This is a genomic window from Flavobacterium sp. LAR06, from assembly GCF_041946075.1.
In the GTDB taxonomy this organism is placed as follows: Bacteria; Bacteroidota; Bacteroidia; order Flavobacteriales; family Flavobacteriaceae; genus Flavobacterium.
Genome location: NZ_JAUTYT010000001.1, coordinates 368,018 through 392,274, shown reverse-complemented (window position 1 = coordinate 392,274; position 24,257 = coordinate 368,018). Strand labels below are relative to the sequence as shown.

The following is a 24,257-nucleotide window of genomic DNA, read 5'->3' as shown; positions in this document are numbered from 1 at the left end:
TATTAGTACTAAATTAAATAACAATGTAGTATTTGTATTAAAATTATGTATATATTTGACAATATATGTTATAAAAACCCTAAATCTAATCAAAAACTATGAGAAAAGTAACACTTTTTATGATGTCATTTATTGTTTTAACATTCCTTTCATGTTCGGAAGAAACCATGAAACAAAATGATGAAACTGCAGTAGTAAAAAATACTACAAGTACAAAAAAAATAGCGTCCGAAGATTGCGGTACACCTACCCAATTTGCTGTAGCTAATGATTTATACAATTGTTTTGGACTGGCGTTCTCTGTAAGTGAAGGCCTGGGAAATGAACAATTAGATAATTATGTACTATATAACAGATACATTAAAGACAGTATATTTAAAGAAGATAATTCCAGTAAAGCAACGAAAGTTATCTATTGGAATAATGTAACGGATTATAATAATCGAAATTTTGTAGGAGTTGAGCACGCAGCAGTTATTTCAAGTGGAAATACTGTATATTCTAAACAAGGTGCTGGTGGCGCTCTGTTTAGAAATTGTATCGACTATTATTATATACCAGGCAGAGTTCTTTACCATAGAACTTATGCTTTAAATATGGATTTGAATAAGCCCGCTGTTGCTCCTAAAAGGAATGAAACATTTACTGTTTCGCTTAAACACTTTTCATCAGAATTACCGACAATTTACACTTGGGATTATGATCATGACAATTTAGAACAAGTTTCTTATCAGGGAACTGGATTTGGAATTACACTAAAAGTGAAAACTAATGCAGTTGCAAAGAGCTACAGTGTTACTTTAAAAGCGACACATCAAAGAGGTGTAATATTTAATACTACATCACTTCCGAAAGAAATTACTAATTTATATAGTTTTAGTCTGGCTTCAATTACACCTACAGCCAGTTTTACAGGTTCAAGCTATGTAACAAAAACTTCGATGGGTTCTTGGACAGGAACAGCTTCTGGAGGAACTGGTTCTTATACTTATAGCTGGTGGATTAAGCGTCAGCAGGATCCAGATTCATTCTATCTTCAAATAGGTACGGGGTCTGAATTATATTTATTGACGAAAACATCAATAAAATCAACTTATTATAATTTATATCTGAGAGTTGTAGATTCTAATGGTCAGTCATTCTCAACTCAACCGCAGGTAATTCAATCTACCGGAGTATTAGAAGAAGCTCTTTAGTCATAAAAAAATAAATGAAAAGCCTAGTTGTTAAACTAGGCTTTTTTTATGCAAATATTTTTAAACAGTCGTTTTTCTATAGTCAAAAAACCGAATTGGTTTTCGACTCATCGGATTAAAAACTAAAGGATTTAAAGTTTCTTTTGAGGCGAATTCTATTTTTGGAGTAACTCGTAATTTCGCTCTGAAATGATCTTTGATTTCCTGTAGAAATTCTGGTGTTTGATTTTTTACGGCAATTTTTATCAGAATTTCATCTGTACCTAAATCATTGGTTGAAATCTCAATAATATGATTTTCGATATTGTCAAAACCACTCAGGACATCATTCATCGCAGGCGGATAAAGTGTTGTGCCTTTGTATTTTATCATTTGTTTTTTACGACCAATTACAGGTCCAACGCGCAAAGTATTTCTACCACAAGAACATGGTTCGTTGTGAAGCTGTACAATATCGCCTGTTTTAAAACGTAATAAGGGCATGGCTTCAATTCCTAAAGTGGTAAAAGTCAATTCGCCAACTTCGCCATTTTTTACTGGCATATTATTTTCGTCAAGGACTTCGACAATAATTAATTCCGGATGATGATGTCCGCCAATTCCGTGTTCGCATTCGGTAAATGCAGTGCTCATTTCAGTAGAGGCATAAGTCGAAAACAGCTTAATATTCCATTTATCGATAATTTTTTTGGATAAAGTATTCATCGAAAAATCTTCATTTCTTAATGATTCTCCAATACAAATTGCACCTTTTATGCTTGAATTGTTATAATCAATTCCGTGGATCTCGGCATATTCAATTAATTTCAAAAGAAAAGACGGAACCGTAATTAAATAAGAAGGTTTGTATTTTAGAATTGAATCCCATTGCAATTCCGGAATTCCGGCACCAACTCGGATAACACCAACTTTCAATTTTCGCAACCCCAGAAAATAAGCCAAACCCGCCATAAATTTCCGGTCGATTGTCGTCATTAATTGTACCACATCGCCTTCTGCAATTCCGGCGCAGGCAAATGAAATGGCTTCATTATAAGCCAATCGGTCTAAGTCAGAATCGGTTAAACCAAAAGTTACCGGATCACCTAATGTCCCTGAAGTCGAGGCATAGTCAATAATTTTATGTTGTGGCACACACAAAAAATCATCATTATATTTTTGTAAATCTTCTTTTGTAGTTACGGGTAAATATTGTAAATCTTCGAGCGTTTTTATAATCGAAATATTAATATTTCTTCCGGTAAAAAGACGTTTATAAAAAGGGGAATTCTCACTGATATAGGTTAAAAGTTCCGCTAATTTTTGTTCCTGAAAAATTTTAATTTCGTCTAAAGAATCTTTTTCTATTGCTGGAATCATTGTAATTTTCTTTTGAGTTTTTTTAAATATTTTTCAATTTTTGCTTTTTCAGGAGCGGTAGTAATTTCTTTGGTCAGGGCTTTTTCAAAATTAACCTGAGCAGCGCGGAATTCTTTTTTTTGATAAAAGTACAACCCTGCTTTGTAATATACAACCCAATAATCCGGGTTTAAAGATTGATAATGCAGAATAAAGTTAGATGAAATAGTTTCTTTCTTTTTCAGATACAAATCAAATTGATGATTTTCAGCTTTGAATTTTTTAAAGTTTTGAAAAGCTTCAGTGGTTATAAATGGATCTTTAGCAATATTTAAATTTTCCTCTTCGAATGAAACAGCAAAATTTGATTTTCTGTTAAAAATAGAATCTAAGTTATAACAAACAAATTCTCCCAGTTGAAACGGGTTTGCCGAAACCCAAACTAATTTTTCTTTTGGTTTAAATATAATTCCATGATGCGCCAGCAATTGATTCAACGCTTTTTCATTTCCATAACCCAATGATATATCTTTTAAACCTTCTTTATTTCGTAGAATTTCAGAAGCAATTTTCGGATTCATTTTTGGATTTTCATCTAAAAGTTCTTGCATTCTGTCAAAGCGATATTGTGAATGACTGTCTTTAATTTGAATCTGATTTCGTTCATCATTTTTGAAAGCTTCACTCTGAAAATGATTCGAACAAAGTAATTGATTACTGTTAGGAGCATCATATACGTCTATTTTTTTTGGAGAAACTTCAATTAAAATGGCTTTGTTATCCTGAGCACTTCCAACCATAATCGATTCAGAAACAAAAACTTTTCTTTTCTTAGCTATTGCAATTGCTTCTTCAATAGTTGCAGCATGCTGTAAAATTTCACGGGTCAAAATTGAAATAGGCGTTTTTGCACTCAGCGGAATTTCTGATTTTGAGGCATTAATTGTAACCGTCAAACCTTGCTGATTCATTCCGGAAACTGCACCAATCATGCCTGGCCAGGTTACCATCATAAAATTGTAACCTTGTTCCGGTTTTATAAAGGCAATGATTTTATTTTCCGCGAAAGCGTCATTAACGTAAAAGTCAAAATTGCGTCCAAGAATTAAATTGCCGTCTTCAGATTTTTCGCCCCAGGCAGCAAAAGACGAACAGCCAACCAAAGCCAAATCTTGTAAGGCATGACCAATGTCGTGTGCGGCATGCAAATACAAATTGCGTTGGTATTGTGGTGCTATATTATCAAAATTATTGGAAGTGTATTGCGAAACGCCATAAATTTCAGTTTGATATTCCTCTGGAACATTGGTGTATAATTTCCGATTGTACCATTTTAGAAATTGGCGAAGCAATTTCTGCTGAAATCTTGACGGAACGATATCTTCTATTTTAGAGAAAAAGATATTCTCCTGTTTTTTTAAAAGAGAATCAGACAAAGCGCCGGTAGTAAGCCCAATTTCCAAAGGATCACCCTCGACATATAATTCCCAAAGATTTTGTTTGTTTTTTAAAAGTGAATTTTTTCCTGATACAAAAACAGTAGAAGATTGTTTTGTTACAACAGGTTTTGCAGTATTATATTTTGAGATATCAGGTTCATGATGCATAGATTTTGATGTTCCGCAAGATGCCAACATCAATAAAAAACTAACGAATAAAAATAAATTAATCCGGCTTTTCATATACACATTTTTTATTCAGATACCTGATTGATTTTGGTTACTAAATATTCTTTCCCAAGAATTTCAGAACAGGTTACGACAGCTCCAATAGTTACTCCCAAAACGCCGTGCATGTTAATGCTTTGTCCGGTAAGATAAAGATTATCTAATTTGGTTTTTGATGGAATCAGGGTTTTCATCGGATTGCCGGAATCTTTCACATAACCATACATATTTCCATTATGTCCTCCAATATAATCCCGATAAGAAAGTGGCGTCGAAGTGTGAATTGACCGAATACAATCTTTTATTCCTGGAAATTTTAATTCAATTTCATCAAGAAATTTAGATGTTTTTCTGGCTTTAAATTCCTCATAACTTTCGCCACGATCATTTTCTTCAATAGTTGTGTTAAAAGTATTTTTCCAGGGGGCAACGTCATCATATTTCATATAAGTGATGAAAGTCATCCCTTCTGCCCATTCTTCTTGTTTTTTTGAAGCATTCATAGAAGCCATAAAAGCTTTTGGCCATGAATCCTCGTCGTAATCATGAGCATTCCAGACTTGACTGGTTTTTTTAAAATGATAATGATTATGATTGATGTATTTAAAAGTCTCTGGTTTAAAAACGAGATATAAACTAAAAGCTGAAATAACGCCTTCAAGACTCTGAATTCTGCTAAAAAAAGCTTTCCTGAAATGCTCTTCGCCAACTAGCTGCAGTGTAATTTTGGGATCAATATTAGAGATAAAACGTGTACCGGAAACCCGAGTTCCGTCTTTCATTTCTACACCCGTTACTTTGTTATTTTCAACATTAAAACGAGTAACTTCTTTGTATTTATAAAATTCGCCGCCGTATTTTTTAAGTTGTTTTAAGAGTTGTTTTGTAATCTGGCTTCCGCCATTAATACAACGCCAGGAACTTTGTATATAGGAGTTTACCGAAAGGGCATGAACATAAAACGGAGACTTTTCCGGAATTCCGGCATACAGAAAATTGCTTCCCGCCAAAACAGCTTTTAGTTTGTCATTTTGGGTACTATTGTCTATTATTTCTTTTGCGTTTAATTCTAAAATAGCATTGTCATATTTGCCCTCCCATTTTAAATTGTAAAGTGGAAATGAGTCACAAATCGTTCGTAGTTTAGTGCAATATTCCTCAAGGTTTTCTTTTTCTTCAGGAAAAAAATGTTCTAATTGTTTTACAAAATTTTCATAACCTTGCGCATGTGGATATTCATTTTCATCGTCTTCAAAAGAGATCATATCAAAACCATTTTCATCTAATTTTTTCAGATTTAAATGATCCATAATCCCCAAATATTTAAAATATTTATAGAGATTTTGTCCCTCATCTAAGCCTCCGATGTAATGAATTCCGGTATCAAAAATGGTTTTATCACGCACAAACGTTTGTAGATTTCCGCCGTATTGATTGTTTTTTTCGAGCACACAAACACTATAGCCTTCTTTTGCCATAATAATGGCCGAAACTAAACCGCCCAGTCCGCTGCCTACAATTACAACATCGTATTGCTCCTTCATTCTAGTTTTTCTTTAATACGATTATGGAATCTTCTTCTAAAAGATTTTCAAAACCAAAGTTAATCAAAGTGGATTTTAAAGTGGAATTATCAATCAAAATAATGCAGGAAGTTACAGCAACGATTTTTTCAATAGCAGTAGTATAATTTTCATCAGAAATTAAAACGGCATCATATTGATTTTCTACAGTCAATTCAAGGTTTTCCAAATAAGTGATTTTTCTCTTCTTGAGGAAATAATTGGTTTTCGCTACTAATGATTTTTCTTCGTTCACAATGTACGAATGTATTTTTCGCTGTGGTTCCTGTAACGCTAATAAAACATCAAGTTGCCCATAATCATTCGCTAAATGTAATATTTTGGCTTTCGCCGAAAGATGTCTGTTTAAGCGGGAATAGATTTCGAAATGTGTTTTTAAATTGTCTTTAACGCTATTGATGATTTCAATTTCTTTATAGTCATAACTATGAAGAATCATTTTTTTGAAATATTCCGGACCCTCAAGTTCCTGACGAATTTTAGCAAATTCTGCTTTAAAATACGAACTTAATTGTTTTGTTCTTTCCGCGTAATTTTCCCCAAAAGAAAGATTATCTGGTGATATTCTTTCTAAAATAGAAACGGTAAGAGAACTGTCATGAATTACAAAATCTCCTTTCGGAATTGCTTCTGAAGCACCGTGAATTAAAACAGGCAGAATATCTATATTGAATTCTTCGGCAAGATAAAAGGCACCTTTATGAAAACGTTTAATTTGATTACTTTCAGAGCGGGTTCCTTCAGGAAAGATCATTAACGAATAGCCTTCGTTTACTTTTTGACGCAAATGTTCAACGCCGCCTTCAATTCCTTCTGAAACCGGATAAAAACCTGCTTTTCTAACTGTTCCGCCAAAAATAGGAGAGTTGTAAACCCAGTCGTTTACTAAAAATATAATTTTCGGACTCAGCATTCCCATTGCCAGAATATCGATAAACGAAGAATGATTGGCGATAATAATGGCTGGTTTTTCGAAATTTTCACCGAATTTATTAATGACTTTTTTACGAAGATAAGGGCTCGAATATAAAACTGATTTCATGAATTTCGAAATCACATATCGAAAGCCTTTCATTTTAGTTTTTTCCTTTAGCGGAAGAATAGGCATGATGGTAAAGCTGAAAAGTGACATCAAAATACCGCCAAGTCCATAATAGGTAAACGAAATAATACCGTGAACAAAGGTGCGTAATACAAAAGGTGGATTTCCTTTTTTCGAACGATTTGATATAAATAGTTTAAAGAGAATCGGGTAAAAGATAAATGTAATAATAAGTGCTGCAAAAACCCCAATTAAGGAAACCGATGAAATAGATCTCAAGGCTGGATGTTTGGCAAAAATCATCGCACCAATTCCTAAAATAGTGGTGATAACGGCCAGAATAATGGATGTTCTGTAAATGGCAATTTCGTTTTTGCCTGTTGTATATTCTTTTTGAAGCGCACTTGTCATGAAAATGCTAAAATCTACACCGTGTCCAAAAATCAGCGTACAGACAATCATGCTAAAAATATTCATCTGAATGCCAAAAATGCCCATAATTCCTGCCGTTACAATTCCCGTTAAGGCAATCGGAATACAGCTTACAATAACCAATTCAATTCTTCTGAAAAAGAAAAATAAAATAAGAATTACGGCAACAAACGAATAATTGACAAGTGAATTAAAATCGGTTTTCAAAGTGCTGAAAAACGTTTCATTCATTTGCTGGCGGTCAATTGCAATTAAATTATTTTTGGCTGAAGCCGATTTCACAAAAGCATCCCGCTGTTCCGGACTTACTTTTACCAAAGTCGAAATCGTATAAAAACCATTCTTTTCGGTTACAAATTCTTTCAGCTGCAACGCCTGAATTTTTAAATATTCCTGAGCTGAAATCGGTTTAAAATTAAAATCTAAATGATCGTAAAAAGTAGAATAAGTGGTTGGCTTAAAGCCGAGTGTTGAACCTTCAGCAATTAATTCTGATTTTAAAAGTTCTTTTTTATTGGCATCCCAAAACGAATTCCATTTATCAATTTTTTGCTGTTGTTCCTTCTGCGAAAGCATAATCCCTCCAACAGAACTGAAATTTAAAATTTTGTTTTGTTGCCTGTCCTTCGATAAATCAGAAAAAAGCTGACTGTTGTTTTTCAAAACTTCTTCCATGCTTTTTCCATACGAAGCAACATAAATAGTTTTAGAAGTTAAACTCGTGCTTTCTTCTAGTTCTTTTTCGGCTGCTTTAATTTCCTTTGGAACAAAATTCAATTGCGATAAATCGTTATTGAAACCAACATTGTTATAGGTAAAAAAGCAAACAATCGTAATTAAAACGCAAAAACCAATTAAGATTTTATTGTTGTGAAAAGAGAAATGCGCCAATTTATCAATCACATTTTTCTTGTGTTCAAAATTGTTCTCTTTCGGTTTGTATAAATGAGGAACAATCAAGAGCGAGAAAAATGCCGAAGCCATAACGATTACGGCAGCGAAAATTCCAAGATCATTCAACGCATCAGATTTCACAAAAAGCAGACATAAAAACGCAACCGCGGTTGTGGAACTGCTCATAATAACCGGCATCGTAATGTCTTTGTACAACGTTTTGATGTCACTATTATGCTTGTAATGCGTGAGAATATGAAGGGAGTAGTCGATAGTAATTCCGAGTAGGATAGAACCAATTCCGAGTGAAATAGCTGAGATTTGTTCTTTGACAAAATACAAAAACGCAACGGCAAACAAAGCGCCAAATAAGGTTGGCAGAAAAATAATCAACGGAATTAATATTTTTCTATAAAACAAAATCAAAATCAGCATTAACGTAATCATGGCTATTGTTGTCGTTAAAACTATATCGCTTTTAATTTGATTCGCATTGGCAACCGCAATCAAAGCCGAACCAAAATAACTGATCGAAGTTTTGCCTTTAAATTGCTGATTTAAATTTTCCTGAATCGATTTGAGTTTGGTTGCGAAAATGGTGTTTTTTTCTGTTTCGCTCGAAGGCAGATTGGATGTTATAAAAAGCAATAATTTTGTTTTGTCTTTGGTCATGACAAAACCATTGTCCAGCGTAAAATCGTCACCAACATCTAATTGCTGTAATTTTTTTAAAGCGATAAACGAAATTCCTAATGGATCCTGCAGAATAAAATCTTTCGTAACAAATCCGGATGGTGAAATAATCGATTTATAATTTCCCTGAACGGTTGCCGCAATACTGTCTTTTTGCAGTTTACTCTGAATCGTTTCGTAATCTTTATTGTCCAGAAAAAGAGGCAAATTTCCGTAAACAAAATCAATAGTTTCCTGAATGTTTTCTTCATCAATTTTTCCCTGAATTCCGGTTACGTAGGGCTTACAAGATTCAGAAACGCTGTCTGAAAACGCAGTTGCCATTTCTTTTAAATTTTCATCAGAACCGTTTTTTTCGAGTTTGAAAATGACCGTTATTTTATCAGCAAAATTCAATTGTTTTAAAACCTTTGCGGTAACATCAGTCTTATCGTTTGTTGGAATTAATTTGGTAATATCTTCTTCAAATTTAATTTGAGAAGCAAAAAAGCCAAATACAAAAAGCATCAAAACAGCCAATAGAACCGACAAAGATTTTCTTCGGTTGACAAATAAATGAATGGCGTAGAAATATTGATGCATAATTATTATTTATTGTTTTTTTGCCACAGATTAAAGGATTAAATTGATTTAAATCTTTGTTAGTTTCGCTAAGAATTCACGAATTATTTAAGCTAATTCGTGACGAAAAAAATCCTTTTTAATCCTTTAATCTGTGGTAAAATTTTCCAGATTTTTATTCAATGCGTTTTTTGGTAAAAGCCGTTAAAAGCAAATAACTTAAAAGCCCAAAAAACAGCGCCGAAACGGATGCTAAAATAAGACTTCCGACGATATATTGTGTTGCATTTTTTTGAATATCATCAAGTGTAATCGAACTATCTAAAATTAATGGAGCATCAGTAGATACAAAATAACTTCCCATTTTTAATGAACCGTATATGACAAAAGGAATGAAAGGCGGAAAACTCACATTAGAAGACAAATAAGCTATGACTTTATTAAGCTTAAATAAGGCAGCAAACGTAAAAAGCAAAATAGTCTGAAAGCCCCAAAAAGGAGAAATCCCTATGAAAACACCCAAAGCAATTGCTGCCGATTTTTTAAAATTGGAATCCTTACTTTCTAAAATATCTTCAAGAAAGAATTTTTTAAAACCTTTTTTTTTTGCTCTTCGAAGGAAATCCCTGGGCTTGATATATAAAAGGGCATTCGTTACCAAAACCGTATTCAAGATACTGATTCGGGTAAAATCCCGGAAGGGGCGAAAATGAGAAACACGTTCTGCCGGATCATATAAAACCTGAATCGGAATATTTTTGACCACAATTCCTTTCCAGGCTGATCGAACTATAACTTCAATCTCAAACTCAAATTTATTGGTATAAAATTTCTTCGGAATTAAATTCAAAGGATACAATCGAAAACCAGATTGTGTATCGTCCAATTTGATTCCGGTTTCAAATTTGAACCAGAAATTAGAAAATTTATTTCCAAAACTGCTTTTCTTTGGAACATTTTCCTGTGTCATATTGCGACTTCCAATCAACAAAGAATTGGGTTCATTTTTAATCTCTTCAATAAAACCCGGAATATCAGAAGCAAAATGCTGTCCATCAGAATCAATTGTAATGGCATATTCGAATTTCATTTCGATTGCTTTTCGAAATCCATTTCTTAGTGCACGGCCTTTTCCTAAATTTTTAGGATGATGAATTTGAGTGAGCTGTGAATAGGATTGTAAAATTTCGAAAGTTTCATCTGTCGATCCGTCGTTGACGATAATGACATTTGACGTAAAATCTAAAACGGAATCGAGTACTTTTCGCAGCGTTTTGTAATTATTGTAAGTTGGTACAATAACACAAAAGGACGTGGAATTTAAAAAATCTTGCTGTGACAAAGTAGGTTTCATTTGGAGTTTTGCTTTCGCTTACTTAACGAATTGTTTTTCTTTTTCAGAGAAACTTTTCGATTGTAAAATAAAGTCTTTTAAGTACTCTTTCAAAGCACTATTTTGTTCAGCATAATGATCCGTAAGATATTTTTTGTCTTCTTTAATATTCTTTTTGTAACCCGTAATTCCAGGGACATTTTCCTGAATGCTTAAGCGGATCAATCTCAATTCAATATTATTTGGTTCGCTTTTGATGGTTGATTCAAGCAATTTTGCACCTTCCTTAAAACGAGCAATTTTGTCATTTAATTTCTTTTCAAACTTAGAATCCAATAAAATGGAAGCCGCTTTATAAGCCACTAAAGTTTTATCATCATTATTAGAAACGTCAGCCAGTTTTTCTGAAAATTCTTTAGCGTTGCTTTCTGATTTTGTAACGCCAGTATACATTTTTCTGATAGCAGCCAAGTCTGGCGTACCAGTAAAATTAACCCATAAAAGTAATGTTAATAGCAGTTTCATATTTCCAGTTTTTTATAGACGTTGCTCAGTTTCAAAGCGACAGTCTCATTAAAATAAGTGGTGTTTTTTACTTTCACCAAATTATCCTCAGTCCTTGTAATATCAAGTTCTAAGCGCAATTCCGGATTGTTTTCCGGATTAATAAGCGCCATGAATTTTACGTTGGCAAGCGTCTGAATCATTAAAGTCTCCTTCGTTATTTTCTCAGTAAGTTCCTTAATAATCTGAATCATGCAAACCCCCGGCATGATCGGGTTTCCCGGAAAATGGCCTTTGAAAACTTCGTGTTTCTCATTGACTAAAATCGTAATACTATATTTAGAATCGCTTGTTTTTTCTTCCGAAAGAACTTTGTAAAAATCTTTTAAAACCATTTTTTTATTTTTTTCCTCCAAAGGCATAAGAAAGTCCTAATTGGAAATTGACATTAGTATTATAACTTCCAAATAAATAATCATTTCGGTCATTATAATAAGAACTATCAAATACATCTAATATTCCTTTTTTTAGTCTGGCTTCAAACGTAAGACCTGAAGGCAAACGATAAGCAATACCACTTATAAGGGCTAAGTCATTATACATTTCTACTTTGTCTAAATTATCATTTACAAGAACATCAACCGCAGGTCCAAATTGTATTTGAATTCCAGGTCCAAATGTCAATTTATTAAGAAGCGTAAAGGATAAGTAACCCAATTGCAAATCACGAAATTTTACTATTTCGGTTTGTGTATTATCATTAAAATAATAGCCAACATTATTAGATCCTTGTCTGCTATACGTTATTTCAGGTTGAAGCCCATATATTTTGGTAATATTTATTTCACCAAATGCACCAACATAAAAATCAGTTTTATAACTGGAACGCGTTTCTGAAATAGTTGAAAACGAAAAACCTCCTCTTAAACCTGGTTTAAAAGAAGTTTGTGCCTGCCCTTTCTGGAATCCCAAAAATGCTATTGCAACGATTAATAAATTTCTATACATCAAGGTTTTATTTTACTTTAAAAGTATAGCTGATACCAAACTGCAATACCTGATTTAAAATAACCTGATCATAATAGTAGTCATCATAATCAATACCATCGTAACCGTAAATATCAATGAACCCTTGTTTAAATCGGGCTTCAAAAGTTAATCCGTTTGGCAAACTATAACCAATTCCACCAACAAAAGAGAAATCTGTACCAATTGGATCATAACCGTATCGGCCAAAATTATCACTTGTTTTAATGTCAAGGGATGGTCCGGCTAATACATGAAAACCCTGACCTCCAAAGTTAAACTTTGCAACTGCACCAAGTGTTACATAATTTAATTCATATTTTGTATTTTCAAACGAGTCAGTGTCAAAATAATATTCACGTCCTTCAGAGCCTTGTCTTGAATAGGTTATTTCTGGCTGAAGTGTAAAATATTTATTGAACTTGATTTCGACTAATCCTCCAATATAATAATCAGATTTCATACTGTTATCGTCGATATTCGTTAAGGTTGAAAGATTCAAACCGCCACGAATTCCCGGACTAACTTTCATTTGTGCTTGTGAAGTTGCAAGGCCAATAAATAAAGCGAATGCAATTAAGGCTATTTTTCTCATTTTGGTTTAGTTTAGGTTAAGGTGAATTTTACTCTGATTTAAAATAATTTAGCTCAATTCTCAATTTGATATTCTGATGTAAAATGACAACTTTTTTAGCAAAAATATCGTTTTCTAAAGTAAAACTAATTGTTATTTTTTCTTTTGTTTTAGAAGAGCGAACGAGCTTTTCTAATTTCTGTTCTTTTTTGGAGACGAAAAGATAGTTATCACGATTCCCGTCTGCTGATTTATAAATGTTATCCAATTCACTTTCGAACTGTTCCTGAATCAGATACTCTTTTTTAAGAAGCAGTCTAAAATCTTCTTTCAATGTATTGATCAGGATTTTTTTATCTAATTCCGAAACAATCGAATTGACTTTAAAAGTCGTTTCAGAAATCTCAAAATCGAACAATTTGTTACCGAATTCAGTTGTAAAAACAACGCGATGCGTTGTGTCATTTATCTTCTTGACAATGAAAATTCCAGACATTTCATGACCGTAAACCGTGATGTTGGTTTTGTAAACATAATCGGTTTTTGGTTCAGAAAAATAAGGAACTTCTACAGCCGTTTTATCTAATTTTTTAGGCGTATAATTTTTAGTGACTGAGCCACAAGAAACCAAAACAATTGCAAGAAAGCAATTAATTAGTGAAAACTGAATCGTCGATTTTTGCATTGATCACTTTATTTTTAAGTACAATTCGGGTATAATCTTCAGATGATTCTAAAAGTTTTACCTGAACCACAGTTGCCTCTTCTTTATCGAAAGTCAGTTCGATTTGTTTGATGTATTTTTTCAGCGTCGCATCTTTCGGAACAAATTTCGCAATATTTTGTCCTTTTGATTTAAAGTACGAAATCGCAAATTCTTTATCGTCAAACATATTGCCGCTCACACTTCCAACGATTAATTTATTGATACGGCCAAAGATTTTGCTGTTGCCAATATCAACTGCACTTTTCTTTCCTTCGTCGTTAATCAGGATTTTTCCGTTTTTAAAAACGATACTGTAATTGTATGGTTTTTTATATTGCCATTGCAAAAGATTCGGTTCTTTAAAAATCATTTTTCCTGATGTTTCAATGTCTTTGGATAAGAAATCCATATGTTTATATTGAACGAAATCAGTAGTTAAAGTTTTTATTTTTTTAGAAACCAGATTAACGTCTTGTTTAAATGAAGCAATTTCAGCATCGCTCATTTTTTGTTCCTGCGAAAACAAATTGGCGCTGTAAATAATAGAAAAAAGGAGTATATAAAATTTAGTTTTCATAAGCTTTAAGATTCAAAAGTTCTTCCACAGAAATCACTTTGTAATTGTTTTGCTGTAAAAATTGCAAAAACTGTTCCAATACTAAAACAGAGTGTAATCCCGTGTCGTGCAAAAGTACAATTCCGCCGGGAGAAACTCGTTTTATTATGCGATTGAAAATTAAATTTAGGTCTTTTGTTCCGCCATCAAGTGAACGAATATTCCAGCCAATGACTTTATGGCCGGTAACTTTTAAGGCTCTGCGAATCGAAGGCGTTGTAACTCCGTAAGGCGGACGAAAAAAGTTTATTTTTTTAGAAGTAAATTTTTCAAGAAGTTTATCTGTTTTCTGAATTTCTTCGGTGATTGTTGCAGCATTATAAAAATCAAAAAATTTGGAATGGTTATAAGAGTGATTGCCAACCAAATGACCTTCGGCAATAATTTGTTTTACAATTTCCGGATGCTTCTCCACATTTTTTCCAATGCAGAAAAAGGTTGCTTTGGCATTGTATTTTTTCAGAAGATCTAAAACTTCCAAAGTAAAAATACTTGGACCGTCATCAAAAGTAAGGGCAATTTTTTTTTCTGTTTCCGATGGATTATGGCAGAATGCTTTTACGTGATAGTTCGAAGAAATTCGGGCAGAACCAAAAGCATTTATTCCGATCCAGATTAAAATTATTCCGATAAACCATAACAAATTAATTGCTGTATAGAGATTCAGAAGAAGCAGTAAAAGCAATATAAAGAGAAAGAATAACGAAATGTTTTTATGCGTTATCATTTTGAAAGTAACGTAAAACTATGATTTTTTCCATTTACCTGATTGTACAATAAAATGGTATTGTAAGCTGGTTTTGTAACCGAATTTACTTTTACGATTTCCGGAATTTCCTGCGTTTTTATAATTTTTGATGCCATCCACAAAGCAAAAGCCGAAGCAGTATCGTATTCTCCGCTTAAATGTTTATAGTATAATTGAGGGGTTTTCGCGAAAGCATTTTCTGAGAGATTTTTGTAATAAGAATCAAAAGTAATATTTCCATCGAAGCCAAAAATAACAGCATCAAGGTTTGAAATTTCTAAATTATTGGCTTTTAAAAAGGTTATTAGTTCAGACTCGATTTCGTTTTCTTCCAACGTATTTTTGATTTCAACATCTAGAATTTCAGCGTAAGTCGAATCTTTTCTTTCATTTTCTAAAACAAAAAAATTGGCGCCTTCGCCATAAACAACTCCGGTTGAGGTTGTGTTTAAAATATTGGATGGAAGATCATTGTATTTTTTGATTCTTCCGGCCAATTTGAAAAGAGACAAAGTATATTCGCCGTTTTCATCAACGCCGCCAACCAAAATCGAATTGGCTTCGTTTTCTTCAATCTGCATCTTAGCATCCAAAAGAGCCGACTCAAAAGAAACCGCTCCATTTACATACGTAAAATTGTAGCCTTTGCATTGCAAGGATAAAGCAATTTGAGCGCCAACGGTATTATGTGTCGATTGGATAAAAGAGGTTGGCGTTAAAAACTCTTCTTTATTATCGAGAATGTTTTTCAGGAATTTTTCAGAATCTTCAATGCATCCCAAACCAGTTCCGGTAATAATGGCGTCTACGTTTTCGACATTTGCATCTTTCATTGCCAAAGCCGAAGCTACGATTCCGTTTTTTACTCCTTTTGCCATTCGACGAATTGCAGCAGGAGAAATATAATCTTTGTAAACCGGAGGAACAATCGAAAGTACCGTTTCGCTTGTATTAACGACCGCTTCTTCTAAAAAAACAGTATCAAATGTTTTTTGAGTTGAAATACAGCCCACTCCATTTATATATGTTTTTTTCATTAGCTTTTAGAAAATATAAGGGTTGAACAATTTCCTCCAAAACCGAAAGAGTTGGATAAAACGTGTTCGATATTTTTCATTATTAAGGAAGTTTGTGGTTGCAATTCAAATTCTTCCATCGGAACTTCAAAATTCAAATTTGGATAAACCACATTATTTTGAATTGCCAAAATACTGTAAACGGCTTCAATTGCCGCCGCCGCCGCTAAAGTATGTCCAGTAAAAGGTTTTGTCGAACTAAAATCAGGCACTTTTCCATCCTCATAAATTCGGAGTAAAGCTCTTCCTTCAGATAAATCATTATTGGGAGTTGCCGTTCCGTGTACATTGATATAGTCAATTTCAGAAGGTTGTAAACCCGAAACTTCAAAAGCTTTTTTCATTGCCAAATAAGCACCATCGCCATTTTCAGAAGAAGCAGTTTGATGAAAAGCATCGTTTGCATTGCCGTATCCGGAAACTCTGGCTAATACTTTTTTGTTGAATTTCTGAACCATTTCATCTGATTCTAAAACTAAAAAAGCAGCAGCTTCGCCCAGGTTTAATCCTTTTCTGGTATTGTCAAAAGGTTTGTTGTAATCGTCAGATAAAATCATTAAAGTCTTAAATCCGTTGATGGTAAATTTTGCCAAAGCATCAGTTCCACCCACAATTACGCGATCTAATTTTCCGGTTTTGATTAATCGCGCGCCCAACATAATTGAGTTTGCTGCCGATGAACAGGCTGTACTTATAGTGGTAACCATTCCTTTTAAACCTAATTCAGAAGCGATTTTTTCAGCAACATCGCCACCGTCATGACAGGAAATGTATTTTACAAGATCAGGATTTTCGAAATAATCGTAATAATGTTTTTCGGTCATATCCATTCCACCAACACTAGTAGCCGAAATAAGTCCGGTTCTAAATTCGTTTATCGAAGTGATTTCGGCATTTTCAACAGCTTGTTTTGCCGCCAAAGTTCCGATCATAGCCGTTCTTGAAAAATTATTGTTTTCAGAAAGCTGTAATTCGGCAACCAATTCTTCGTTGGTTTTTTTGATTTCGCCAACTTTAATCACATCGGCATGAACAGTCGGAATATTTTGGATTTTTGAAACACCAATTTTATTTTCGATCAACGAAATATAATTTTCTTCGACTGAATTTCCAATCGAAGAGATAATTCCCATTCCGGTTATTGCAACGCCCTTTGTCATTTTAGATTTTAGATTTATGATTTTAGACTTTGGATTCTAAATATTTCTGTCTAAGAAATCTAAAATCTAAAGTCTAAAATCTAAAATTTATTTTGTTCTGTTCGCGCTAATATAAGCTGCCATAGTTTCGATTGACTGGAAAATTGATTTTCCTTCTTTCGGATCAACCAATTTAATTCCGTAATCTTTATCTAAAATCACGATTAATTCAAGTGCATCAATCGAGTCTAAACCTAGGCCGTCTCCAAACAAAGGATCGTTATCAGCAATGTCTTCGATTGCGATATCTTCTAAGTTTAAAGTCGTTATGATTTTATTTTTTAATTCTTCTTTTAATGCTTCCATGATGATTTATTGTATAATGTATTGATATTTTCGTTCGTATATTTTGTATTTTCTTCCTTACTTATCGTGCAAAGAAACGCTTTGTATTCGTCATTAAAAAATTCTACCCAACCGCAAAGAACAACATCTGCTTTATCCGAATTTAGTAAAATATTCGAATAATTCGACATAAATTCGGTGTTGAAAACATCAAATATAAAGAAAGAATTCTCGCTTTTCAACTGATGGCGGATACTTATTTCGCCCAGACAAATATTTGGAAGCGTATAAACAAAAACCGCCGGACTCGGATAATAGTTTTCTTTGTCTGAAATAGATTCTTGATATTTTACATCGGTATCTAAACTCGATGATTTGTTGGCCAAAACCAAAGCGATATTGTTTTCTTGCTCAACAGAAGTTATCGGACTCAAAAGCAATTCGGCACCTAAAAAAGCCAATTTACTCAAAGTATCCATTTTGAAAAACTTCGGATATTGAATGTCAAAATTGCGATAAGCTTGCTTAGAGAAATCAGCAAAATTAGTGGGTTCAATTTTGAATACAGAACTTCCGTTCAAAACAATTTCGTTGTTTTGGATTGTGATGTAGGATTGTATGTAGGTTTTGTTTTGAGTCATTTTATTTTTGACAGAGGTTTTTAATCTCTCTCTTTAAACTAATTTGTGAAAAAAGAACAGGAATATTCAATTTTTGATTTTCTTTAATCATTGTCAAATAAATGTCGTTTTTGTCTAAAATAAATATTCTACTTGTTTGAAATCTTGGATTAATAGCTAGATAATTAAGACTATTATAAATTATTAAATTTCCAGAATTCTTATGTTTTTCGAACCTTTTTTTTTCACAATATTGATTAATAAGTAATTTGTTTTCTTCTGCATTGTATTTGCTGACAATTTTAGTTAGGCATTTTTCAGTTGCTTTTCTATAAATTGTAAAGGCACAATATAAACTAAAAATAAAAAGCAGATAAAACTCAATTCCAGTTTTTGAATAATCACGATAAGGGTTAAAATAAACTAAAAAAGGCATTAGAAATCCCCAGATAAAAAATAGATATAAAGTTATTGTCCCAAATTTCTCAAGCCGATCTTCAGAATAGACTAATTTATTTTGTTCAATACTTTTTCTAATATTTAAATTTTTTAAACTTCTCATTTCATCTTCTCAAAAACCACAGCCGTATTACAACCCCCAAATCCAGAAGCTGTCTTTAGGAAAATTTCAATACTTGCTTCTTCATTTTTCTCAATAACATTAATCTTTTCGCTTACGCCGATTTCATCAAAACCTTTCGATTCAAAAAGTATATTTTGATTGGCTGATTCAATCGCAATTACCGTTTCCAATAATCCTGACGCGCCCAAAGTATGACCGTAAAATCCTTTCAAACTATTGACCGGGACATTTTGTAAATCCAAACGATTTAATGCAATCGCTTCCATTTCGTCATTGAACGGAGTTGCGGTTCCGTGCGCTGAAATATAATCGATTTGATCGGAATTGATCTTTGCTTCTTTCATCGCATTCTGGATACTTCGGAACAAACCTTCGCCTGTTCTTGACGGACCCGAAATATGATTGGCATCGTTTATTGAACTGTCTCCAATAATTTTTATTTTAGCATTTCTGGCTTCTGCCGAAACTAAAACAGCGGCAGTCGCTTCGCCCAAACTTACACCTGTCCTGTTTTTAGAATAGGGTTTACAAGGCAAATCGCTCATCGCCTGAAAAGCATTAAATCCAGACAAAACAAATTCTGAAACTTCGTCGCCGGCAACGACAAAAATGTTATCGTAAAGTTCCGACTGTATCATTCTTTTGGCAACAGAAATTGCTAAAATTCCAGAAACACAGGCATTCGATACGACAATTGGTGTTGTTTGAAACCCGAAAAAATTGGCAATATTTTGAGCCAAAATATCTAAATGTGCATTTTGAAAACTGGCTTCAGAATTCTCTTTTAAAGCGGTAACATTTCCTTTTGTAGTCGAAAGTATAAAAGCCGTTTTCGAATTTAATTCAACTTCGGAATTTTTGATCATCGGCTCTAAAGCCAAAATCATCATTTTCTCTAAACGGGAATATTTGGTGTCAGTGCTGATTTTCTCAAAAGCACTGTTTATTTTTTCATCAGCAATTACAGAAGCATAAAACGGATTCGGCATCAAAGAAACATCCTGATGCAATTGAATTCCGGAATCGCCACGCAAAATTGCTTCGATGTTGGAGTCAACATCAAAACCTAAAGGCGTGATACAATTGGTTTGGGTGATGTATATTTCTTTTAACATTTTATGGTTTATTTCTGTGCTGTTTTATTGCACGCAGATTTTTATAGATTTAGGAAGATTTATTATTCTTATTGTTTAACTTCCATTCTGTCTCTATAGTTTATAAAATTAGAAAATTCCCGAACTATTGCTATTATTTCTTCAGTTGGATAATCCAAACTATCCAAATCTATTGTTTTAGTTTTTGAGTCATTTCTATGAATGACTAAAACTGTCGTTTTTCCTCCTTTATTTCCCTTTATGGTACTTAATTCAACAAATTTAATCTGATTCCAATCCAAAAATTTCAAAGGAGAAAATGGTAAGATTGATTTTCTCGTCCAAATACCTTTAATGTTAATTTTTAATGATGGTTCATTGTCAAAAAGGTTAATCCAAGTTAAAAAAGCTATGAAAATTGATATAAAAAAGACGATAGTTGATAAAACATTTGAATTAAATTTCTCCCAGTGAAGTAGTTCACTAGAAAAATTATAAAAAATAAAAAATGGAATAGCAGTAAAAACTACTATTGCTAAAACGGTATTTACTACATATCCTTTTGCTATTATTTCTTTTTTAGTATTCAAAATATCTAAAATTTTTTGGGATATTAATTCGTGTTTATAACAACAATCCAACTTTTCGTTTCCATTCTTCATAAAAAGGAGGATTCGTCAACATCAAATTTCCTTCTTTATCTAAAAATACCTGAACAGTTTCGCCAGTGCAGGCTATTTCACCTTTTTCATCTATAATTCTAAAACGATAAATCATTTTGGCGGCTGGTGTATCTACAACGGTTGTTTCAATCGTTACAACATCACCGTAACGCAAAGACAATTTGTGTTCGCATTTTGATTTTACAATGGGTGTTGTGTAACCGGTATTGCCAATATCTAAATAGGTAAGTCCGTGCTGGCGGCCAAATGCTTCTCTTCCATCTTCAAAATAGGTAATATAATTTCCATGCCAAACAATTCCAAGCGGATCAGTTTCGTTAAAACGAATTCTGATTTCGTGCGAAACGGTTAGGAAAGTGGCTTCGTTATACTGTTCTTTTCTTTTTGTCATAAAATAAGGCAATGGAAGTTGTGATTATAAAGAACAAAAATAGCAAACTTATTTTTGGGATGATTTCGACGAAAGAAACGTTGCGCAATAACACATCGTAAAAAGCTTCTAATCCCCAATTCATAGGCGAGGATTTGGCAATGATTTGCATGATTTTCGGCATGGCAAAAACAGGAACCCAAACTCCTCCAACGGCAGCTAAAATGATTACACTCGTCGCGCCAAACGGAGCCGATTGTTCTTGTGTACTCGCAATAGTTCCCAATAAAATTCCGAAACCAATGGCGCCAAAACCTGAAAATAAAGCCACAACACTCATTAAAAATAAATGCCCTTCGACATTTAAGGATGGCAAGCCAATATGTGGGAAAAGGAAAATCGCCACCGCAACCATCATATAAAACTGAATCATACAGATCATTAAATACGTAATGGTTTTTCCGATGATGATAATTAAATTCGACGTCGGATTGGTTAGTAAACGCACAAATGTTCCTTGTGATTTTTCTTTTACAATATTGATGGACAACGGAATCACAATAAAAAATATCGCAAAAAGCGTCCAGGCCGGAACGTTGTGCTGAACAGAATTTGGCAATACTTCTTTGTTGTTTATTCTTGGAATAATCTCTTTGAAAGTAATGAAACTCTTTTGATCGAATTGCGCATTTTCTTCTCCTAATTGATTTTGAAAAGTCGTATAAATAGACTTGGTTTCAATCTGAGAAATCATTTTGTCAATGGCGTTCATAACGGAAGTTTTAAAACTCATTTGAACAGCCGGATCAAAATACAATTTTACTTCTTTTTGCTGTAACACTTTTAAGGCTTTCGGTTCGGTAACGGAATCTGTAAAACCCATTTTACTCACAATGTTTTGTACATTCTGATCCACTTTGGCTTGTAAATCGACACTTAGATTTTTCGGAATTACAATCGCCAATTTAAATTTTCCTTTGTACACATTTTCTTTGGCAATTTCTTCTGTAATGGGTTGATTGTCGATTTGTGTTATAATATCGAATGCATTATTCTTTTGCAGATTATCAAAAACCGTTTTTGAAACTGAACCTTTGTCGTTATCGACTAATAAAATCTGAATTTTATTGTCGCTTACGGTTTTAAAGGTACTATCCTGTATGATAGTAACCGTAATTACCAATATCAAAGGCATGATGAACAGAATGATCAAACCACCTAAATCGCGTTTAAGCAGTAAAAACTCTTTTACGATTGACATCCAAATTTTATATAGCATCTCTAAAGTCTTTACCGGTTAATGAAATAAAAACTTCCTCGAGATTTCTGGCTTCTTCAACAGACGCAATCAAAGTTGACGGCGTTCCTTGCGCGTAAATTCGGCCTCGGTCTAAGATGGCAATGGTGTCGCAGAAATCTTCGGCTTCAGCCAAATGATGTGAGGTATAAATAATCGTTGTTCCGTTTTGATTCAATACTTTTAGATAATCTAAAATGGCATTTTTAGATTGTACATCAACACCAACGGTTGGTTCATCCAAAAATAAAACTTTGGGATTGTGCAGAATTCCGGCAATCAAATTGACCCTGCGTTTCATTCCGCCCGAAAAGGTTTCAATGCGTTTGTCGGCGAATTTCAAAAGTCCCAAAAGATCTAAAGTTTCGATTACTTTATCTTTTAAATCGGCACCTTTCAAACCATACATACTTCCAAAATAATGCAAATTTTCACGCGCTGTTAAAGTTGGATATAAAGCATATTCCTGAGGAACAACGCCAATAATTTTTTTTATTTTGGGAGAATGATGAGAATAATCCAGATCATTAATCGTGAAATGTCCTGACGTTGGTTTGATCAATCCACAGAGCATTGAGATTAAAGTGGTTTTTCCGGCACCATTTGGTCCAAGTAAACCAAAAATCTGACCTTCATTTATGTCCAGCGAAACGTCGTTCAAAGAAAACATTTCTGCGTCTTTGTACTTTTTCGAAAGGGATTCTATTTTAATAATGGAGTTCAAAATATAGTTAGCTGATTGCTTTTTTTAGTTTTTTGAAAAAGATTTCTTCGCGATTCGCGATGTCCAAAAGTTCATCGGCAATGGCGTTGTAAGCGTCTTCTTTGGCGCTTCTGTTTTTGTAAATTCGGGAAGCTTCAACTGCAAAATCTCTCCAGGAATCTCCAATCTGAGTCATTTCTTTCGAAAGGTTTTTCAGTTCTTCATTACCCAAAATAACGGAAGCTTCTTGTAAAAATGCGGCGTAAATAAAACGGAAACCACCGCCTCCGGTTCCAATTTCTTCCTGCATGCGCACCATTTGCGCCAGATAATGATTGGCTTTTCTGACACCGTGTTTTGCAGGCCATTTTCTGATTCGGCGGGAAACAAATTTTATTCCGCGGACACCTACAATGGGCATTGGCGCCAACATAGTGCGGCAGGTATCTTTGATTCCTTTGATGATCGCACTTTTAAAATCAACTTCACCTGGAACCTGAATTGGATAATACATTTGTCCTCTTGGCGCAAAAGCACCTTTGGCAAAACGTACTTTCTCTAGTTCATTATGCGTCAAAGTGGTAACAGTTTCCATCACAGGATCGCTGATCAAATAATCGGTTTCGGTCTTTCCGTAAACGACTAAATTGTGTGCGTTGAAATGAAAACGGTATTCATCCGGAAAATAAGTAAGGTTGTAAACGCCAACTTGTAATCCGGTTGGAATATTATTTTTTAAATTTTCGTCTAAAGCCTGAGTAGCATTTGATACAGAAGAAAATTTTTGTCTTTTTATTTTAAGATTTAAACGGCTTGCGACTTTATTAAAAATCTGTCCAGGCAAAGTTCTGTAACTGATGGCTGGCGCGTGATTTACTTTTATAAAAGGCAAATACACGAACAGAAGTCCAGAACCAATTCCGAAAACCATTGGCTCGCTGATGTTCAGTCCGCTGTTTTTTAGCAAATTCGAAGCTACTCCATTTTCACAATGAGCAGATTGATGGTGTGTAAAAGTAACTTGCATTAATCTGTTTTAAAGTTTTTTAATTCGGCTATTGAAATGTCAAAAGCGTCGGCATATTTTTGTAAAGTTTTGTCGTTCAATTTAGCGAAAATAGCTGGTTTAAAATGTCTTTTTACGCGCCATTTCCACATGTCTACATAACCGGCAAGAATCGTAAGATCCATTTTGTTGAGTTCCATATAATAGCAAATCGGACTTAATTCTCCGCTTTGAACTTTTAGTTTTGCTTCTTCTGCACGTTCTTTTATATCATCGATCGCGTTCGAAAGTGCAATGGCTTTTGGTTCCCAACCCGTACTTAAAGCGGTGGTATAATTGCCGTTTTCATCTGTAGCATAAACAAGTTCCTTGAGATTCTTTTTGCTTAAATTTCCATCGTGCTGAGGTACATTTTCTTTTTCCATGAC

At 33.7% G+C, this 24,257-nt stretch carries 25 protein-coding genes; 1 reads left to right on the top strand and 24 read right to left on the bottom strand.

Annotated elements, in window-relative coordinates:
* Nucleotides 1–98 precede the first annotated feature (98 nt).
* On the top strand, nucleotides 99–1,196 hold the full coding sequence (locus Q7C23_RS01730; RefSeq protein WP_375030897.1) for a hypothetical protein: 1,098 nt from the start codon (nucleotides 99–101) through the stop codon (nucleotides 1,194–1,196).
* 60 nt (nucleotides 1,197–1,256) lie between these two features.
* Here Q7C23_RS01730 and Q7C23_RS01725 read toward each other — a convergent pair whose 3' ends face one another.
* The 24 genes from Q7C23_RS01725 to Q7C23_RS01610 all read right to left on the bottom strand — a co-directional run bounded on the left by Q7C23_RS01725 (nucleotide 1,257) and on the right by Q7C23_RS01610 (nucleotide 24,254).
* Nucleotides 1,257–2,555, bottom strand: a complete 1,299-nt coding sequence (locus Q7C23_RS01725) for a phenylacetate--CoA ligase family protein (protein ID WP_375030896.1) — start codon at nucleotides 2,553–2,555, stop codon at nucleotides 1,257–1,259.
* Nucleotides 2,552–4,216: a C45 family autoproteolytic acyltransferase/hydolase gene (locus Q7C23_RS01720; protein ID WP_375030895.1), complete on the bottom strand. Its 1,665-nt coding sequence runs from the start codon at nucleotides 4,214–4,216 to the stop codon at nucleotides 2,552–2,554. Before Q7C23_RS01720 ends, Q7C23_RS01725 begins: the two co-directional genes overlap by 4 nt.
* 11 nt (nucleotides 4,217–4,227) lie before the next feature.
* Entirely contained in the window at nucleotides 4,228–5,745 is a 1,518-nt protein-coding gene (locus tag Q7C23_RS01715) for a phytoene desaturase family protein (protein WP_375030894.1), read from the bottom strand.
* Nucleotide 5,746: 1 nt separating this feature from the next.
* A complete protein-coding gene (locus Q7C23_RS01710; RefSeq protein WP_375030893.1) occupies nucleotides 5,747–9,427 on the bottom strand; it encodes a 1-acyl-sn-glycerol-3-phosphate acyltransferase in 3,681 nt (1,226 codons plus the stop codon).
* A 154-nt stretch (nucleotides 9,428–9,581) separates the two neighbouring features.
* Entirely contained in the window at nucleotides 9,582–10,760 is a 1,179-nt protein-coding gene (locus tag Q7C23_RS01705) for a DUF2062 domain-containing protein (protein WP_375030892.1), read from the bottom strand.
* 18 nt (nucleotides 10,761–10,778) lie between these two features.
* Entirely contained in the window at nucleotides 10,779–11,264 is a 486-nt protein-coding gene (locus tag Q7C23_RS01700) for a hypothetical protein (protein WP_375030891.1), read from the bottom strand.
* On the bottom strand, nucleotides 11,261–11,638 hold the full coding sequence (locus tag Q7C23_RS01695) for a 3-hydroxyacyl-ACP dehydratase (protein WP_375030890.1): 378 nt from the start codon (nucleotides 11,636–11,638) through the stop codon (nucleotides 11,261–11,263). Before Q7C23_RS01695 ends, Q7C23_RS01700 begins: the two co-directional genes overlap by 4 nt.
* A gap of 4 nt (nucleotides 11,639–11,642) precedes the next feature.
* Nucleotides 11,643–12,251 (bottom strand): outer membrane beta-barrel protein, encoded by a 609-nt coding sequence (locus tag Q7C23_RS01690; protein ID WP_375030889.1) that lies wholly within the window; start codon nucleotides 12,249–12,251, stop codon nucleotides 11,643–11,645.
* Nucleotides 12,252–12,258: 7 nt separating this feature from the next.
* On the bottom strand, nucleotides 12,259–12,864 hold the full coding sequence (locus tag Q7C23_RS01685) for a porin family protein (protein WP_375030888.1): 606 nt from the start codon (nucleotides 12,862–12,864) through the stop codon (nucleotides 12,259–12,261).
* Between the two features lie 28 nt (nucleotides 12,865–12,892).
* Nucleotides 12,893–13,528 (bottom strand): hypothetical protein, encoded by a 636-nt coding sequence (locus Q7C23_RS01680; protein WP_375030887.1) that lies wholly within the window; start codon nucleotides 13,526–13,528, stop codon nucleotides 12,893–12,895.
* Nucleotides 13,494–14,126, bottom strand: coding sequence for an outer membrane lipoprotein carrier protein LolA (locus Q7C23_RS01675; RefSeq protein ID WP_375030886.1), 633 nt, complete (start codon nucleotides 14,124–14,126; stop codon nucleotides 13,494–13,496). The genes Q7C23_RS01680 and Q7C23_RS01675 overlap by 35 nt, the downstream gene beginning before the upstream one ends.
* Nucleotides 14,116–14,892 (bottom strand): polysaccharide deacetylase family protein, encoded by a 777-nt coding sequence (locus Q7C23_RS01670; protein ID WP_375030885.1) that lies wholly within the window; start codon nucleotides 14,890–14,892, stop codon nucleotides 14,116–14,118. Before Q7C23_RS01670 ends, Q7C23_RS01675 begins: the two co-directional genes overlap by 11 nt.
* Nucleotides 14,889–15,950: a beta-ketoacyl synthase N-terminal-like domain-containing protein gene (locus Q7C23_RS01665; protein ID WP_375030884.1), complete on the bottom strand. Its 1,062-nt coding sequence runs from the start codon at nucleotides 15,948–15,950 to the stop codon at nucleotides 14,889–14,891. The genes Q7C23_RS01670 and Q7C23_RS01665 overlap by 4 nt, the downstream gene beginning before the upstream one ends.
* The gene (locus Q7C23_RS01660) at nucleotides 15,950–17,149 is read right to left on the bottom strand and encodes a beta-ketoacyl-[acyl-carrier-protein] synthase family protein (RefSeq protein WP_375030883.1); all 1,200 of its coding nucleotides are present in this window, start codon (nucleotides 17,147–17,149) and stop codon (nucleotides 15,950–15,952) included. The genes Q7C23_RS01665 and Q7C23_RS01660 overlap by 1 nt, the downstream gene beginning before the upstream one ends.
* An 87-nt stretch (nucleotides 17,150–17,236) precedes the next feature.
* Nucleotides 17,237–17,494: a phosphopantetheine-binding protein gene (locus tag Q7C23_RS01655; protein WP_026727250.1), complete on the bottom strand. Its 258-nt coding sequence runs from the start codon at nucleotides 17,492–17,494 to the stop codon at nucleotides 17,237–17,239.
* Entirely contained in the window at nucleotides 17,482–18,114 is a 633-nt protein-coding gene (locus Q7C23_RS01650; protein ID WP_375030882.1) for a 3-oxoacyl-ACP synthase, read from the bottom strand. The genes Q7C23_RS01655 and Q7C23_RS01650 overlap by 13 nt, the downstream gene beginning before the upstream one ends.
* A 1-nt stretch (nucleotide 18,115) precedes the next feature.
* The gene (locus Q7C23_RS01645) at nucleotides 18,116–18,655 is read right to left on the bottom strand and encodes a hypothetical protein (RefSeq protein WP_375030881.1); all 540 of its coding nucleotides are present in this window, start codon (nucleotides 18,653–18,655) and stop codon (nucleotides 18,116–18,118) included.
* Nucleotides 18,652–19,791: a beta-ketoacyl-[acyl-carrier-protein] synthase family protein gene (locus tag Q7C23_RS01640; protein ID WP_375030880.1), complete on the bottom strand. Its 1,140-nt coding sequence runs from the start codon at nucleotides 19,789–19,791 to the stop codon at nucleotides 18,652–18,654. The genes Q7C23_RS01645 and Q7C23_RS01640 overlap by 4 nt, the downstream gene beginning before the upstream one ends.
* A gap of 68 nt (nucleotides 19,792–19,859) precedes the next feature.
* On the bottom strand, nucleotides 19,860–20,432 hold the full coding sequence (locus Q7C23_RS01635; RefSeq protein ID WP_375030879.1) for a hypothetical protein: 573 nt from the start codon (nucleotides 20,430–20,432) through the stop codon (nucleotides 19,860–19,862).
* Nucleotides 20,395–20,844, bottom strand: a complete 450-nt coding sequence (locus Q7C23_RS01630; RefSeq protein ID WP_375030878.1) for an acyl-CoA thioesterase — start codon at nucleotides 20,842–20,844, stop codon at nucleotides 20,395–20,397. The genes Q7C23_RS01635 and Q7C23_RS01630 overlap by 38 nt, the downstream gene beginning before the upstream one ends.
* Entirely contained in the window at nucleotides 20,819–22,102 is a 1,284-nt protein-coding gene (locus Q7C23_RS01625) for an ABC transporter permease (RefSeq protein WP_375030877.1), read from the bottom strand. Before Q7C23_RS01625 ends, Q7C23_RS01630 begins: the two co-directional genes overlap by 26 nt.
* Nucleotides 22,092–22,790, bottom strand: a complete 699-nt coding sequence (locus Q7C23_RS01620; protein ID WP_375030876.1) for an ABC transporter ATP-binding protein — start codon at nucleotides 22,788–22,790, stop codon at nucleotides 22,092–22,094. The genes Q7C23_RS01625 and Q7C23_RS01620 overlap by 11 nt, the downstream gene beginning before the upstream one ends.
* A 61-nt stretch (nucleotides 22,791–22,851) precedes the next feature.
* Entirely contained in the window at nucleotides 22,852–23,850 is a 999-nt protein-coding gene (locus Q7C23_RS01615) for a BtrH N-terminal domain-containing protein (RefSeq protein ID WP_375030875.1), read from the bottom strand.
* Entirely contained in the window at nucleotides 23,850–24,254 is a 405-nt protein-coding gene (locus Q7C23_RS01610; protein WP_375030874.1) for a hypothetical protein, read from the bottom strand. The genes Q7C23_RS01615 and Q7C23_RS01610 overlap by 1 nt, the downstream gene beginning before the upstream one ends.
* Between the last annotated feature and the right edge of the window lie 3 nt (nucleotides 24,255–24,257).

Coding starts and splice junctions, on each gene's coding strand:
- Q7C23_RS01675 (WP_375030886.1), bottom strand. CDS start 14,126: ATGAAAACTAAATTTTATATACTCCTTTTTTCTATTATTTACAGCGCC.
- Q7C23_RS01720 (WP_375030895.1), bottom strand. CDS start 4,216: ATGAAAAGCCGGATTAATTTATTTTTATTCGTTAGTTTTTTATTGATG.
- Q7C23_RS01645 (WP_375030881.1), bottom strand. CDS start 18,655: ATGAGAAGTTTAAAAAATTTAAATATTAGAAAAAGTATTGAACAAAAT.
- Q7C23_RS01665 (WP_375030884.1), bottom strand. CDS start 15,950: ATGAAAAAAACATATATAAATGGAGTGGGCTGTATTTCAACTCAAAAA.
- Q7C23_RS01630 (WP_375030878.1), bottom strand. CDS start 20,844: ATGACAAAAAGAAAAGAACAGTATAACGAAGCCACTTTCCTAACCGTT.
- Q7C23_RS01725 (WP_375030896.1), bottom strand. CDS start 2,555: ATGATTCCAGCAATAGAAAAAGATTCTTTAGACGAAATTAAAATTTTT.
- Q7C23_RS01710 (WP_375030893.1), bottom strand. CDS start 9,427: ATGCATCAATATTTCTACGCCATTCATTTATTTGTCAACCGAAGAAAA.
- Q7C23_RS01670 (WP_375030885.1), bottom strand. CDS start 14,892: ATGATAACGCATAAAAACATTTCGTTATTCTTTCTCTTTATATTGCTT.
- Q7C23_RS01680 (WP_375030887.1), bottom strand. CDS start 13,528: ATGCAAAAATCGACGATTCAGTTTTCACTAATTAATTGCTTTCTTGCA.
- Q7C23_RS01660 (WP_375030883.1), bottom strand. CDS start 17,149: ATGACAAAGGGCGTTGCAATAACCGGAATGGGAATTATCTCTTCGATT.
- Q7C23_RS01685 (WP_375030888.1), bottom strand. CDS start 12,864: ATGAGAAAAATAGCCTTAATTGCATTCGCTTTATTTATTGGCCTTGCA.
- Q7C23_RS01695 (WP_375030890.1), bottom strand. CDS start 11,638: ATGGTTTTAAAAGATTTTTACAAAGTTCTTTCGGAAGAAAAAACAAGC.
- Q7C23_RS01610 (WP_375030874.1), bottom strand. CDS start 24,254: ATGGAAAAAGAAAATGTACCTCAGCACGATGGAAATTTAAGCAAAAAG.
- Q7C23_RS01625 (WP_375030877.1), bottom strand. CDS start 22,102: ATGCTATATAAAATTTGGATGTCAATCGTAAAAGAGTTTTTACTGCTT.
- Q7C23_RS01715 (WP_375030894.1), bottom strand. CDS start 5,745: ATGAAGGAGCAATACGATGTTGTAATTGTAGGCAGCGGACTGGGCGGT.
- Q7C23_RS01655 (WP_026727250.1), bottom strand. CDS start 17,494: ATGGAAGCATTAAAAGAAGAATTAAAAAATAAAATCATAACGACTTTA.
- Q7C23_RS01690 (WP_375030889.1), bottom strand. CDS start 12,251: ATGTATAGAAATTTATTAATCGTTGCAATAGCATTTTTGGGATTCCAG.
- Q7C23_RS01650 (WP_375030882.1), bottom strand. CDS start 18,114: ATGACTCAAAACAAAACCTACATACAATCCTACATCACAATCCAAAAC.
- Q7C23_RS01635 (WP_375030879.1), bottom strand. CDS start 20,432: ATGAAGAATGGAAACGAAAAGTTGGATTGTTGTTATAAACACGAATTA.
- Q7C23_RS01640 (WP_375030880.1), bottom strand. CDS start 19,791: ATGTTAAAAGAAATATACATCACCCAAACCAATTGTATCACGCCTTTA.
- Q7C23_RS01730 (WP_375030897.1), top strand. CDS start 99: ATGAGAAAAGTAACACTTTTTATGATGTCATTTATTGTTTTAACATTC.
- Q7C23_RS01705 (WP_375030892.1), bottom strand. CDS start 10,760: ATGAAACCTACTTTGTCACAGCAAGATTTTTTAAATTCCACGTCCTTT.
- Q7C23_RS01620 (WP_375030876.1), bottom strand. CDS start 22,790: ATGTTTTCTTTGAACGACGTTTCGCTGGACATAAATGAAGGTCAGATT.
- Q7C23_RS01700 (WP_375030891.1), bottom strand. CDS start 11,264: ATGAAACTGCTATTAACATTACTTTTATGGGTTAATTTTACTGGTACG.
- Q7C23_RS01615 (WP_375030875.1), bottom strand. CDS start 23,850: ATGCAAGTTACTTTTACACACCATCAATCTGCTCATTGTGAAAATGGA.